At 62.8% G+C, this 14188-nt stretch carries 12 protein-coding genes; 10 read left to right on the top strand and 2 right to left on the bottom strand.

From position 1 onward, the window contains the following. Window positions 1–118: 118 nt before the first annotated feature. The 8 genes from parC to OP496_RS10010 all read left to right on the top strand — a co-directional run bounded on the left by parC (window position 119) and on the right by OP496_RS10010 (window position 10143). Window positions 119–2377 (top strand): DNA topoisomerase IV subunit A, encoded by a 2259-nt coding sequence (parC, locus tag OP496_RS10045; RefSeq protein ID WP_280563493.1) that lies wholly within the window; start codon window positions 119–121, stop codon window positions 2375–2377. Window positions 2378–2392: 15 nt separating this feature from the next. Next, window positions 2393–3616, top strand: a complete 1224-nt coding sequence (gene serB, locus OP496_RS10040; protein ID WP_280563492.1) for a phosphoserine phosphatase SerB — start codon at window positions 2393–2395, stop codon at window positions 3614–3616. A gap of 118 nt (window positions 3617–3734) precedes the next feature. Beyond that, complete coding sequence (locus OP496_RS10035) at window positions 3735–5447, top strand: HD domain-containing phosphohydrolase (RefSeq protein WP_280563491.1); 1713 nt, start codon at window positions 3735–3737, stop codon at window positions 5445–5447. 79 nt (window positions 5448–5526) lie between these two features. Next, window positions 5527–6570: a M4 family metallopeptidase gene (locus OP496_RS10030; RefSeq protein ID WP_280563490.1), complete on the top strand. Its 1044-nt coding sequence runs from the start codon at window positions 5527–5529 to the stop codon at window positions 6568–6570. Beyond that, entirely contained in the window at window positions 6567–6917 is a 351-nt protein-coding gene (locus OP496_RS10025; RefSeq protein WP_280563489.1) for a protealysin inhibitor emfourin, read from the top strand. Before OP496_RS10030 ends, OP496_RS10025 begins: the two co-directional genes overlap by 4 nt. 374 nt (window positions 6918–7291) lie before the next feature. Continuing rightward, entirely contained in the window at window positions 7292–9007 is a 1716-nt protein-coding gene (gene leuA / locus OP496_RS10020) for a 2-isopropylmalate synthase (protein WP_280563488.1), read from the top strand. Between the two features lie 7 nt (window positions 9008–9014). Then, window positions 9015–9476, top strand: coding sequence for a DUF3465 domain-containing protein (locus tag OP496_RS10015; RefSeq protein ID WP_280563487.1), 462 nt, complete (start codon window positions 9015–9017; stop codon window positions 9474–9476). Between the two features lie 76 nt (window positions 9477–9552). Next, on the top strand, window positions 9553–10143 hold the full coding sequence (locus OP496_RS10010) for a DUF4202 domain-containing protein (RefSeq protein ID WP_280563486.1): 591 nt from the start codon (window positions 9553–9555) through the stop codon (window positions 10141–10143). Window positions 10144–10208: 65 nt separating this feature from the next. Here the strand turns inward: OP496_RS10010 and epmB are convergent, their stop codons facing one another. Further along, window positions 10209–11279, bottom strand: a complete 1071-nt coding sequence (epmB, locus tag OP496_RS10005; RefSeq protein ID WP_280563485.1) for an EF-P beta-lysylation protein EpmB — start codon at window positions 11277–11279, stop codon at window positions 10209–10211. 110 nt (window positions 11280–11389) lie between these two features. Between epmB and efp the strand changes: the two genes are divergently transcribed. Both efp and epmA read left to right on the top strand, forming a co-directional pair. Beyond that, the gene (efp, locus tag OP496_RS10000; RefSeq protein ID WP_280563484.1) at window positions 11390–11956 is read left to right on the top strand and encodes an elongation factor P; all 567 of its coding nucleotides are present in this window, start codon (window positions 11390–11392) and stop codon (window positions 11954–11956) included. Between the two features lie 186 nt (window positions 11957–12142). Further along, a complete protein-coding gene (gene epmA, locus OP496_RS09995) occupies window positions 12143–13111 on the top strand; it encodes an EF-P lysine aminoacylase EpmA (RefSeq protein WP_280563483.1) in 969 nt (322 codons plus the stop codon). Between the two features lie 81 nt (window positions 13112–13192). Here epmA and asd read toward each other — a convergent pair whose 3' ends face one another. After that, the gene (gene asd / locus OP496_RS09990) at window positions 13193–14029 is read right to left on the bottom strand and encodes an archaetidylserine decarboxylase (protein ID WP_280563537.1); all 837 of its coding nucleotides are present in this window, start codon (window positions 14027–14029) and stop codon (window positions 13193–13195) included. Between the last annotated feature and the right edge of the window lie 159 nt (window positions 14030–14188).

The raw sequence follows: 14188 nt of genomic DNA, 5'->3' as shown, positions 1-14188 counted from the left end.
TTGTCTTGGGGTTTCTTCCTTCTTCCAGGCGCGAAGCGCTGTTCTTCTCTCTTCAAGCTATGTTTCGTGCGGGCACGGTCCGCGAAGTTTCCATGATGGTAGATAGGGCCCCAAACCCATGACCATGGACATCCATGTGGAAGAGGGTGACGTCGAACGTTTGTCCCTCAAGGAATATACCGAGAAGGCGTATCTCGATTACTCGATGTACGTGATTCTCGACCGGGCGTTGCCGCATATCGGCGACGGGATGAAACCGGTCCAGAGGCGTATCGTCTACGCCATGCGCGAGCTATCGCTGAATGCCAACGCCAAGTACAAGAAGTCGGCACGTACCGTCGGCGACGTGCTGGGTAAATTCCACCCGCACGGCGACAGCGCCTGTTACGAGGCCATGGTGCTGATGGCGCAGTCGTTCAGCTATCGCTATCCACTGGTCGATGGCCAAGGCAACTGGGGGAGTCCCGACGATCCCAAGTCGTTCGCGGCGATGCGCTATACCGAGGCGCGGTTGTCGAAGTTCTCGGAGGTACTGCTCTCCGAACTCGGGCAGGGCACCGTCGATTGGACTCCTAACTTCGACGGCACCCTCGACGAGCCGGCCGTGCTGCCGTCGCGTTTGCCGCATGTGTTGCTCAATGGTGCCACCGGTATCGCGGTAGGTATGGCCACCGACATTCCGCCGCATAACGTACGCGAAGTCGTGGACGCTACCTGCCACCTGCTGCGCCATCCCGAGGCCAGCGTTAGTGATCTGATGACCTACGTACCGGCGCCGGATTTTCCCACCGAGGCGGAAATCATCAGCTCCCCGAGCGATCTCGCCAAGCTTTACGAGAGCGGACGTGGCTCGGTGAAGCTGCGCGGCCGCTATATGCTGGAAGATGGCAACGTGGTGGTCACTGCGCTGCCTTATCAGGTCAGTGGCGCCAAGGTGCTCGAGCAGATCGCCGCGCAGATGCAGGCCAAGAAGCTACCCATGGTGGCGGATCTGCGCGATGAGTCGACCCACGAGACGCCCACGCGCCTGGTGCTGGTGCCGCGCTCGGGCAAGGTCGATGTCGAAGCCCTGATGGCGCATCTTTTCGCCACCACCGATCTTGAGAAGAACGTGCGCGTCAACCTGAACGTGATTGGGCTGGACGGTCGGCCTCGGGTCATGGCGCTCGATGCCATCTTGGAAGAATGGCTGCGTTTCCGCAGAGCGACGGTACGCCGGCGACTCGAGCATCGCTTGAACAAGGTCGAGGATCGCCTGCATATCCTCGAAGGCCTGCTGGCGGCTTATCTCGATCTCGACGAGGTGATCCGCATCATCCGCGAGGAAGATGCGCCCAAGCCGGCGTTGATGAATGCCTTTGGGCTCAGCGAGCGCCAGGCGGAAGCGATTCTCGAATTGCGCCTGCGGCATCTGGCCAAGCTCGAGGAGATGAAGATTCGTGGCGAGCAGGACGAACTGAGCGCTGAACGTGAACGCCTCAAGGAACTGCTGGGCAACGACGAGGCGCTGACTGACCTGATCGAGCGCGAATTGCGCCAGGACGCCGACGACTATGGCGATGCACGCCGCGCGCCGCTGGTCGAACGCGGCGAGGCCAAGGCGCTCTCCGAGGTCGAGCTGGTGGGCGCCGATCCGATTACGGTGGTGCTCTCCGAAAAAGGTTGGATCCGTAGTGCCAAGGGCCACGAGATCGATCCTGCAGGGCTTTCCTACAAAGCAGGTGACAGCTTTCATCTGGCCGCACGTGGCAAGTCCAACCAGCCGCTGGTATTGCTCGATGACGCCGGGCGCAGCTATACGCTGCCCGCGCATAACCTGCCTTCGGCCCGCAGTCAGGGTGAGCCCATTACGGGGCGCATCAACCCCGGTGCCGGCGCGCGCATGGTAGGGGTAATGCTCGATGTACCCGAGGCACGGTATCTGCTGGCGTCCGATGGCGGCTACGGCTTCATCGCTCGGCTCGATGACTTGATCGGCAAGAGCAAGGCGGGCAAGGCCGCGCTCAGCGTGCCCAAGGGCTGCAATGTCATGCCGCCCGTCGCGGTGCCGGAAAGTGAAGGCACGCGCATCGCTGTGGTCTCCAACGAGGGGCGTTTGTTGGTCTTCCCGCTCGAGCAGCTGCCGGTCATGGCCAAGGGCAAGGGCAACAAGATGATCGATATACCCGGCGCGCGCGCCACCAACCGGGAAGAGTTTGTACGTGATTTGGCCATGCTTCCCGCCAGGGCCTCGCTGGTGGTACATGCCGGCAAGCGCAAGCAGACGCTCTCGAGTCGCGATCTCGACTATTACGTCGGTGAGCGTGGCCGCCGGGGAAGCAAGTTGTCGCGAGGCTTCCAGAAAGTCGACCGGCTAGAGGTCGAAGAAAAAAGATAGAAGAGAAGAGGCCATATGACACAGCGGTTATTGATTCGTGCCGGCGGGCCCGACCACCCGGGCCAGTTGGCAGTGCTAGGCGCGGCCTTGATGGAATGCCAGGCGCGGCTTGTGGACATTCACCAGCACAGTGCGTTGGGCCATGTCGCCCTCGAGATGCTGGTGAACACCGAGATCGGCGCCGACGCCTTCAAATCGCAACTGAACGGGCATCTCGCCGCGCAAGATCCCGTTCAACAGGGGCTTACCATCGAGGTTGAGGCGGTGGCGGCAGACACATGGAAAACCCTAGAGGCTCAGGCCGATATGCCGCGCCTGATCCTGACCCTGCTGGCGCCTCGACTGCCTTCGGGGATTCTCGCCGATGTCGGTGAGCTGGCGGCGGCGCATGGGTTGAGCGTCGAGCGTGTTGCGCGTTTGTCGGGCGGCGATTCCCTCGATGAACAGCCCCCCCATGGCGCCTGCGTGGAGTTCATTCTGCGCGGGGCGGCGGTCGAGCTTCCTCGCCTACGCGAACAGGCGCTGGCGCTTGGTGCGCGCCAGGGAGTGGATGTTGCCATTCAGGAAGACTCCCTGTGGCGCCGACATTCGAGGCTAATTTGCTTCGATATGGACTCGACCCTGATTCAGGCCGAGGTGATCGATGAGCTGGCACGTCGGCACGGTGTCTTTGAGGAGGTGGCCGCCGTCACCGAGCGTTCCATGCGTGGCGAGCTGGATTTCAAGCAGAGCTTCCGTGAGCGTATGGCCAAGCTGGAAGGGCTCGACGAGTCGGTACTGCGGGAGATCGCGGAGAATCTGCCGCTAATGGATGGCGTCGAACGCTTGATGATGCACCTCAAGCGTCTGGGCTACCGGACTGCCATCATTTCCGGAGGTTTTACCTATTTCGCGCGTTACCTGGAGGAGCGCCTGGGGTTCGACGAGATTCACGCCAACGAGCTGGTGATCCGCGATGGCAAGATCACCGGCGAGGTGCGCGAGCCAATCATCGATGCCGAGCGCAAGGCCTGGTGGCTGGGCGAGCTCGTGCGGCGCGAAGGATGGGATATGGCGCAGACCATTGCCGTGGGTGACGGCGCAAACGACCTCAAGATGCTGGAAAGCGCGGGGCTGGGCATTGCCTTCCGCGCCAAGCCGCTGGTGCGCCAACAGGCGCGGCAGTCGATCAGCACGCTGGGGCTGGACGCTGTATTGTACTTGCTGGGCTATCATGAGGATGAGCTGGCTCGCTTGTAGTCACAGCCAGATGCTATTCAAGTCTTGCATGATGTAGTCGATAAAAGGTTACATAGTCTTACACGAGCATGCGCGTGATGGCGGTGCTCGTTTTCGTTTCGTCAGCGTCGAGACCTAAATGTCACCACCCGATTCCGCACCCACCCAAGACATCACGCACCCCGGCGAACTTTACGGCTTTCTCGAGGCCTTTACCCTGCCCGGGGGCGTGAGTCTGTGCTTCGAGAGCGGTGACGGAGCGCCGTGGCCCGTGGTGGTCATGAACATCGTTCAGGAAGATTCGCTGTGCCTGGATATCTCGGCGGTTCGCGAGATCGTTCCTCGGCTGCGGCGCGGCGAGACATTCCAGTTGATGGGACAGGTCGAGGGGGCAATGCTGACCACCCAGTCGCTCGTGGTGCGTGAATGGCACGAACAGGGTGAGCGCCTTCTGGCCATATGCGATTATCCGCAATCGGTGTCCGTGGTGCATCGACGCCAGAACTTTCGAGCCAGTCTGCGTGCCGACATGGAGGTCGGCGTCACATTGCGTGTGGCGGGCGAGGACACGCCGTATAAAGGGCGGCTTTGCAATCTCTCGCTGGGCGGTTGCCTGGTTGAGCTGCCGCTGGCTGCGGCCGCCGCGCTCAAGCCCGAGCAGACCATCGATAGCATTCGCCTGACGTTTCCCAACCAGCGTCATTTCGAATTGCCGGCCAGTGTTCGCCACGTGAGCACCGACGAGGCATGGACGCAGGCACAGGCGGGCTGCGAGTTCATCGATTTATCGTCCGCGATGGAGCGCCTGGTGTGGTACTGCGTCAAGGAAGTCGAGCGCGAAAGCGCACGTACCGTCATGCATACCGGACGCCCTCTGGAGCCTTCGACACTTTTTCAATCGTCCGATGCTGCCCAGCATGACACGTCGCACTCGCGCCAGGCGAAGTCGCAACCGCAACCGGGAGGCGCGATGGCGTCCCGGCTGCAAAAGGTCACCGATTATCTCAACGCGCAATTGGTGCAGTTGAAAAGCGGTAAGCCGGTGGCCTCGACACAGCTCTCGCGCAGTACCGATACGCTGCTGGCACTGTGGCAGCAGGATCGTCAGGCGCTGCTGTATGCGAGTGCGTGTTTTACCCAGGAATCTCACCTGGTGCAGCATAGCCTGATGGTGGCCGTGCGCATGCTGGACCTTGCCCAGTCACGGCTTATGGCGCCGGAGCGCCTCAAGGCGGTGGTGGCTTGTACCCTGCTTCACGATCTGGGCAAGGGCATGCTGCCCGATGTCTTGTTGCGTGATGAAGTGTTGAGCCCGGAAAAGCAGGATCAGCTTCACACTCACGTCGGTGTGATACGCGAGCGCCTGGACGACTGCCGTTGGCTGGAGGGTGATGTCGTCGAGCAAGTCATCGGCATGGCCAACGAGCGACTCGATGGCAGCGGCTACCCAGCGGGCAAGCGGGGGGATGCATTGCCCGAGCTGGCGCGCATGATGGCAGTGGTCGATGTCGCCGACGTCATGACGCGCCCTGGGCGTGCCGCCTGGACGCAGCGCGAGGTCTATCGACATCTACTGACACAGGCCGAGGGCTTCGACAATGCTTGGGTACAACGCTATATCCGCCGCTTCGGCATGGCGCCGATCGGCTCCCTGGCACTCTACGCCAACGGCGCGCTCGCCTGGGTTCAGCGTCACGATACGCATGGCACGCCTAGCCAGGTGCATGTCGTGCTCAATACTCGTAATCCCAAACGGCGTCTCGACCAGCCGCTTTCCGGTCATGACATCGAGCAACTGGGTGCGTTGAAGGAAATCGTCAATGCCGCGCACTATCGGCTGACGCCGGTTTAGCACGTCTCGTTGTGCTTGATAGAGCATCCTGAGCCACACTGTCTGGGCATACCCGATAGCCGATCGAGGGCCCAAGTTCATGCCGGATACGAAGACTTCAGCGTGCGGTATCATGCCGCCCCACGTACTCGAGCGCGTCGCGGCGCAGGGCTCGGTACGCCTACGTCGTTGTGCCCAGCAGACGCTCGAGGCCGATCACTGGTTTCGCAAGCGTGGCGTGCCGGCACCGCAGCGGGATGCGGCGCGGGCCGTTGCCGGGCGCCCCGATCGTCGAATTCACAGCGCCGAGCACGAGCAAACGCTGCCCGGGCGCCTGGTGCGAGAAGAAGGCCAGCCCGAGAGCGGCGATGTGGCCGTGGACGAAGCCTATGAATGGTTGGGCGCGACCTATCGGTTCTACTGGGAGGTCTGCGAGCGCGATTCCATCGATGATCGTGGCATGCCGTTGATTGGCACCGTGCATTACGCTCGCGACTACGACAATGCGTTCTGGGACGGCTCGCAGATGGTCTTCGGCGACGGTGATGGCGAATTGTTTCGGCGCTTCACGGCGGCGCCGGAAGTCATCGCGCACGAATTGACTCATGGTGTGATCGAGCGCGATGTCGGCCTGATCTATGCCGATCAGGCGGGGGCGCTCAACGAGTCGCTGGCCGATGTGTTCGGGGTTCTGGTCAAGCAGTACCACGCCGGTGAGTCGCCTCAGGCTGCTGACTGGCTGATCGGCGCGGCGTTGCTGACCGATCGGGTGCAAGGTCAGGCGCTGCGCTCCATGAAAGCACCGGGTACGGCGTATGACGACCCCGTGCTGGGCAGCGATCCGCAGCCGGGGCACATGCGCGATTTCGTCGACACGCAAGCCGACAACGGCGGTGTGCACATCAATTCAGGCATTCCCAATCGTGCATTTTACCTTGCTGCAGTGGCCCTCGATGCACCTGCCTGGGAAAGCGTGGGGCCGGTATGGTATGCCGCGATACGCGACGCGACATTGAGTCGCGAAGCGGACTTCGCGGCCTTCGCCGCCCTGACGCTCGATCACGCCGAGCGTCTTTACGGGCTCGAGAGTCGCGAGCGTCGCGCGGTGGGTGAGGCATGGCGCGAGGTGGGCGTCATCTCATGAGCCACGCCGAGCTGCCGGTGCTGTCGGGCGATACGCGACTGGAGGTCGTGCGCGAGGGCGGTTTCGCCTATCTACCGGGATTGGCCGCGCCGCGCGAGATCGATTGCGACCGGCTGACGCCCTTGCAGTGGGTGCGTCTCGATGCGGGGTTGCAAGCCCTGGCGGGGCTGCCCGAGGCAGCGCGCACGCCGCCCGATGGCCGTTTTTTTCGCCTCACGCTTTCCTCGCGCCGTACCGGGCAGCCGCATTGGCAGCGCTGTTTTGACGAGCCGCATGCCCCGGCGTGGCTGATACGCCTGTGGCAAGACGGTCATGCGGCGCTCGATGAGGAGGCACCATTATCGTGAGTGGCAGTTGACAGCCATGCGCGCAGCTGTTTAGTTAGCTATATGACGATCTTCGACATGCGACTACTACGTTTAGACCTACGACTTACCAGCGGCCTATGAGCCGACGGATGCCTCGCGCATCGTCACCCTCCCGGTCTAACGAAGCCCAGTCCAACGAAGAAAACGTCAGCCATGTCGAACACCGCCACTCTCTCCCCGACCTCTCCGAATGCTTTTCGCACCGTTGTCGAGTGCTCTTCGGTCCGCGATGAGGATCGCGAGCCGATGTGTCATGTCATTGCCGATGCCCCGTGGTGCTTATTCGCCGCGAGGCGTCGTCGTGTTCGAGTAGGGAAGTTTTACCATCGCATATCGCTGAAGGAGATAACGCCATGATGCTCAAGGATCCCTCCACCAAATACCGTCCCTTCGAGGCCGTCGATCTTCCCGATCGCCAGTGGCCGGCGCAGCGTATCACGCACCCGCCCGTGTGGTGCAGCGTGGACATGCGCGACGGCAATCAGGCGCTGATCGATCCCATGGATCTCGAGCGCAAGCGGCGTTTCTTCGACTTGCTGGTCAAGACCGGCTTTAAGCAGATCGAGGTCGGCTTTCCCTCGGCCTCGCAGATCGATTTCGATTACGTGCGTGAGTTGATCGAAGACGACGCGATCCCCGACGACGTCACCATTCAGGTACTGACCCAGGCGCGGCCGCACCTCATCGAGCGTACCTTCGAGGCGCTGGAAGGCGTCAAGCGCGCCATCGTCCACGTCTACAATGCTACCGATCCGGTCTTCCGCCGGGTGGTATTCGGCGTCGACAAGTCGCAATGCATCCAGATCGCCCAGGATGCCACTGCGCAGATCAAGGAGATGATGGCGGCCCGCCCGCAAACCGACTGGACCTTCCAGTATTCGCCGGAGCTCTTTACCTCGACCGAGCTGGACTTCGCGGTGGATATCGTCGATGCGGTCAGTGAGGTCTACCAGCCGACGCCGGCCAAGCCGATGATCGTCAACCTGCCGGCCACCGTGGAAATTGCCACGCCCAATCACTATGCCGACCAGATCGAGTGGTTCTGCCGTCACGTCGTGCGGCGCGATAGCTTGGTGGTGAGCGTGCATCCGCACAATGATCGTGGCACCGGCGTGGCGGCGGCGGAACTGGCGCTGATGGCCGGCGCCGACCGCGTGGAAGGCACGCTGTTTGGTAACGGCGAACGCACCGGCAATGTGGATATCGTCACCCTGGCGATGAACATGTACACCCAGGGAGTGCATCCACAGCTCGATTTTTCCAACATCACGCCGCTGATGCGCGAGGTGGAACACTGCAACCAGTTGCCGGTGCATCCGCGCCACCCGTATGTCGGAGACCTGGTATTCACGGCCTTTGCCGGCTCGCACCAGGATGCCATCAAGAAGGGCATGGCCGAGCGCCGCGAGCATCCCGAGAGCCCCTGGGGCGTACCGTATCTGCCCATCGACCCACTCGACGTGGGGCGCTCCTACGAGGCGGTGATCCGCGTCAACAGTCAGTCAGGCAAGGGCGGCGTCTCCTATCTGCTGGAACAGGAACACGGCATCGAGCTGCCGCGCCGCCTGTCCATCGAGTTCAGCCAGGTGGTGCAGACGGTGGCCGAGCGCACCGGGCGCGAGATCACCTCGCAAATGATCTATCGCACCTTCGAAGATGAATACCTCACCAGCCGCGATCCCTACGCGCTGATCAATCATCGCTTGAGTTCGGATGACGATAGCCCTCGCGTGCGCCTCGACGCCCAGATCGATGAACAGGGCGAGCGTCGCCACGTCGCCGGCGAGGGCAACGGCCCTCTGGCGTCCTTCATCAAGGCGTTGGCGGCCCACGGGTTGGATGTCGAGATCATCGACTATCACGAGCATTCGCGCGGCCAGGGCGCCGATGCCGAAGCGGTGGCCTATGTCGAGGTGCGTGTCGAGCAGATGCCGGTATTCGGTGTCGGCATTGACGAGAGCATCACCAGCGCTTCCATGAAGGCGGTGCTCGGGGCGTTGAACCGCCATTGGCGTACTCAGCAGGCGCCTGCGCCCAACGTCACCGCCGAGACGCTTGGCGAGGTCTGAGGTCGGCATGGGCATGCGCCGCCGTGCGATCATCCTCGGTCTGACGTTCGCGGCGGCGGTACTCGTACTCGCCGGAGCGCTGGCGGTCCTGGCGCCATCGGTGTCGGCACCGTCGGCTGGTGAAGGGGCGCGTTCGGGCGTCGTGACCCTGCGCGAGGCATATCGGCAGCACCATAGCGGGCTTCAGGTCCAAGCACGCGGCGAGGTGGTACGCGTGCTGCCGGATGACAACGAAGGCGGCCGCCATCAGCGCTTCATTCTGCGCTTGTCGAGTGGGCAGACCGTGCTCATCGCGCACAACATCGATTTGGCGCCCCGGCTCGAGGGATTGCAAGCCGGGGACACGGTGGGTTTCTTCGGTGAGTATGAGTGGAATAGCGAGGGTGGCGTCGTGCACTGGACGCATCGCGATCCCGGCGGCGATCATCCCGACGGTTGGCTGGAATATCGCGGGCAGCGCTATCGATGAGCCTCATTTAGAGATAAAAGTTCAGATATAAACGTCCAGACATCAACGTTTAGGCACGAATCCTAAGGAGATCAGCATGCCCGGGACTACGCCCTTTCAGTTCGCTCAGGAGGCGTTGGATACGGCCCATGCCGAGGATCCCAAGCACGAAATGACGGAAGAGGGCGAACAGCCTGCCGAGCTGCTCTATGCCCAGCGCATGAGTGACTGGCTGGCGCGGGTCGCCCCGGAGGCTTCGGAGCCGTTGCAACTGGCGGTGCGCGCCCAGCATCTGCGGCGCTGGGAAGTGCCGCGTGACGACTACCCGCGCGATCGCCCCGGCTATCTGGCTTGGCGACGCGATCTCGGGCGTCGACAAGCGGCGCTGGCGGAGACGATCGTCCGCGAGGCAGGCTATGACGAGGCGGCGGTGGAGCATGTCGGTGCCTTGATTCGTAAGGAAAACCTCAAGCGCGACGCGGACACCCAAGCGTTGGAAGACGCCGCTTGCCTGGTCTTCATGGCGCACTATTTCAGCGATTTCGCCCGTGAACACGATGACGACAAGCTGGTGCGCATCGTCGCCAAGACCTGGCGCAAGATGTCCCCGCGTGGGCACGAGCTGGCGTCAGCGCTGACGCTGCCCGAGCGGGAACGCGAGATCGTGGCGCGCGCCCTGTCGGCGTGAGGCCATCGGAGTCGTCCAAGTTCTGTACGAAAAGTCGGCGAGCGATGGCAATTGTCGTACAGAATCTAGGCCAGCGGCGTCTTGCTGGCCTCCCCCGGAATCTCGCGCACCAGGCGCGGCATCAGAAAGCCGGCGAGGTGGGTGCGTAGCGTCTCGACCAGCGACACCGCCTCGGCATCGGAGACATCGAAATGCGCAGCCCCTTCGACGGGATCGAGCACATGTAGGTAATAGGGCAGGATCCCCGCCTCGAAAAGCCGCTCGGATAACTGGGCGAGCGTTTCGACGTCATCGTTGACCCCGCGCAGCAGCACGCTCTGATTGAGCAGCGTGACGCCGGCGCCGCGCAAGCGCGCCATGGCCTCGGCGACGTGCGTGTCGATCTCGTTGGGGTGGTTGATATGCACCACCACCACGGTCTGTAGCCGCGTGGCCGCCAGCCAGTCGAGCAGCGCGCCATCGACGCGGTCGGGAATCACCACCGGCAGGCGTGTATGCAAGCGCAGGCGCTTGAGATGCGGAATGTCCGCCAGGCGCTCGGCCAGCCAGGCCAGGCGACGGTCGGGCGAGGCCAGGGGGTCGCCGCCGGAGAAGATGGCCTCGTTGATTGAGGTGTCCTGGCGCAGATAGTCGAGTGTGGACTCCCACTGCGCGCGCGAGGGTGAATTCTCGGCGTAGGGGAAATGTCGACGAAAGCAGTAGCGACAATTGATGGCGCAGGCCGGGCTGGCGATCAGCAGCACGCGGTTGCGATACTTGTGGATCAATCCTGGGCGCGGGCGGTGTTCGGCTTCCTCGAGTGGGTCGCTGACGAAACCGGCGACGCTGTCGCTTTCCCGCTCCAGGGGCAGCACCTGGCGCAGCAAGGGGTCGTCCGCATCGCCATGGCGAATGCGCGATAGATAGGCGTGCGGCACGCGTACTGGAAACAGGGCGTGCCCTTCCTCGGCGCCCGGCAGCCAGGCGGGATCGAGCCCCAGATGCCGACACAGTGCGTGCGGGTCGCGTACCGCATCGCGCAACTGGGCTTGCCAGTCCTGCGAGTGCTGACGCGGGGTCAACGTGGCGCCTTCGGGACCGTCTTCGCCGGACTCGGCATTCGCGCTCTGCAAAGCAATGGATGTTCGGGTTATCATGTGTGGCTATTTCCTATGGGCCTCGTGATGGCGGTGGTGTCATCCCATGACGAGGCGCATCGAGCAATCTGCGTAGCGCACGCTACGACGCATGCAACTAGCGAGGCATCATGGCGACGTATTCTACCAATGAATTCAAGGGCGGTCTGAAAGTCATGCTTGACGGGGATCCGTGCAGCATCCTCGAGAACGAGTTCGTCAAGCCGGGCAAGGGCCAGGCATTCAGCCGCGTCAAACTGCGTAACTTGATCACCGGGCGTGTCTGGGACCGGACCTTCAAGTCCGGCGAGTCGCTGGAAGGTGCCGATGTTCTGGAACTGGACATGGAGTACCTCTACAGCGACGGTGACATGTGGCACTTCATGCGCACCGACGGCTCCTTCGAGCAGTACGCGGTCGACAAGAAGGCCATCGGCGATGTCGAGAAGTGGCTCAAGGAGCAGGTCGTCTACACCGTGACATTGTGGAACGACAATGCGATTGCCGTCTCGCCGCCCAACTTCATCGAACTGGAAGTGGTCGAGACCGATCCTGGCCTCAAGGGCGACACCGCGCAAGGCGGTTCCAAGCCGGCCACGCTGTCGTCGGGCGCGGTGGCGCGTGTACCGCTGTTCATCAACGAAGGCGAAGTGCTCAAGGTCGATACGCGGACGGGGGAATACGTCTCGCGGGCCTAAACTGAGCTACGAGCTACGAGCTACGAGCTACGAGCTTCGAGCTTCGAGCTTCGAGCTTCGAGCTTCGAGCTTCGAGCTTCGAGCTTCGAGCTTCGAGCGAAAAATGCCAGCGTCGCTGGCATTTTTCGCTTAAGGGCAACACGCTGATTTTCGCGGCTCGCGGCCCGAGACTTAAGGGGAACCCCCATGCCTGACGACTGGCAGCCCACGGCGAGTATCGCGACGCTGCGCGAGCGGGCGCGGTTGCTTGCGCGAGTGCGGGCATTCTTTGCCGAGCGCGATGTGCTGGAGGTGGAAACCCCGGTGCTGGGCCATGGCGGCAGTACCGACCCGCACCTGGCGAGCTTGTCGCTGGAGGCCTCGACGCCGGGTGGACGCGAAAGGTTATGGCTGCAGACCTCGCCGGAATTCCACATGAAGCGCTTGCTGGCGGCGGGCAGTGGCCCGATCTTTCAGTTGGCACGTAGCTTCCGCGACGGCGAGGTGGGGCGTCGTCACAATCTCGAGTTCACCATGCTCGAATGGTATCGCCCGGGCTTTTCGCTTTCCGCGCTGATTGACGAGAGTGTGGCGCTGGTGCGCGAGCTGCTGCCCGAGGCCGGGCCTCGGCGGCTGCGTCGTTATCGCGAACTGTTCCGCGAGCAGTTGCAGGTCGATCCGTTTACCACGCCGCTCGAATCGCTGCGCCGGCTGGCCGGTGAGCGTGGCGGGTTGGACATGCAAGACGCTGACCGCGACGGCTGCCTGGATCTGCTGATGGGCCTGGTCATCGAGCCGACGCTGGGCCGCGAGGGGATCGACGTGGTGATCGATTATCCGGCCAGTCAGGCGGCGTTGGCGCGGCATCATCGCGACAGTGAAGGCGAACGCGTCGCGGCGCGCTTCGAGCTCTACGTGTCCGGCCTCGAACTGGCGAACGGTTACGACGAGCTCACCGATGCCGAGGAGCAGACCTCACGCTTTGTTGAGGATAACCGAGAACGCCAGCGGCTAGGGCACGGCGAGGTGGGTGCCGATGTCCGCCTGCTGGCGGCGCTCGAAGCGGGCATGCCGGCGGGAAGTGGCGTGGCACTGGGGCTCGACAGGTTGATACAGCTCGCGCTGGGCAAGGCGAGCGTGGCGGAGGTGATGGCGTTTGCCACGCCGCGCTGTTAGTGCCACGTTATTTCAGCGCCGTGCTACTGGGGAACACGGCCTTGCCCCGCTCGGCATGGTGACTCTGTCTCGGCACACGACCTAGGAAGCTAGGGACTGCCCCATGCTGACCACCAGGCCGTCGGTGCAGATATCGCGAAACGCGACGTCGTGGCCGAAGCACATCACTACGGTGGAGCCCAGCTTGAAGCGACCCATTTCCTGACCCTTCTCGATCACGATGGGTTCGTCGAAACGCGTCGTCTGGACACGCCCGCTGAGTGGGGTGACCTGACCCGCCCAGACTGTTTCGATGGCGGCGACGATCATCGCGCCCACCAATACCATCGCCAACGGGCCGTGTTCGGTGTCGAACAGGCAAACCAGGCGCTCGTTGCGGGCGAAGAGCCCCGGCACGTGATTGGCAGTGGCCTGATTGACTGAGAATAGCCGCCCCGGCACATAGATCATTTCACGCAGGGTACCTGTCACCGGCATGTGCACGCGGTGATAGTCGCGCGGCGAGAGATAGACCGTGGCGAAGTGGCCGTCCCGAAAGGGCGCGGCGTGATGCGTATCGCCCCCCAGCAGGGCGGTCAGTGAATAAGTATGCCCCTTGGCCTGGACGAGGGTGCCATTATCAATGGCGCCGAACTGCGACAGCGTGCCATCGGCAGGGGAGACGATGCCCTCGCCGATGGGCCGCGCCTCGGGAGTCAGCGCGCGAGTGAAGAAGTCATTGAAACAGGCGTAAGCCCCGGGGTCGCTTTCGAGCGCCTGGCTCATGTCGACATCGAAGGTACGAATGAAACGCCGAATCGCCCAGTCCTTGAGCCATGGCGTGCGGCTCTCGGCAAGCTTGCCCACCCCACGCGAGATCAAGTGGTGGGGAAGGGGGTACTGCATTCTGGCGAAGAGTTCGTCGCGATCCACGGGCATATCCACGGCAATGGAAGAGAACTCGCCACATTAGTCGTAGCGGCGGGGCATCGCAATATTTTGGTGACGGGCTACGGGCTACGGGCTACGGGAACCGCTTGCCCTTTTGGCAAGCGGCGCTCATCGTTTTCGCGGCTCGCGGCTCGCGGCTCGCGGCTC

The organism is Chromohalobacter sp. 48-RD10 (genome assembly GCF_029889785.1).
Taxonomy (GTDB): Bacteria; Pseudomonadota; Gammaproteobacteria; order Pseudomonadales; family Halomonadaceae; genus Chromohalobacter.
Note: the sequence above shows the minus strand (reverse complement) of the source record. Positions and strands in the feature narration are given on the sequence as shown.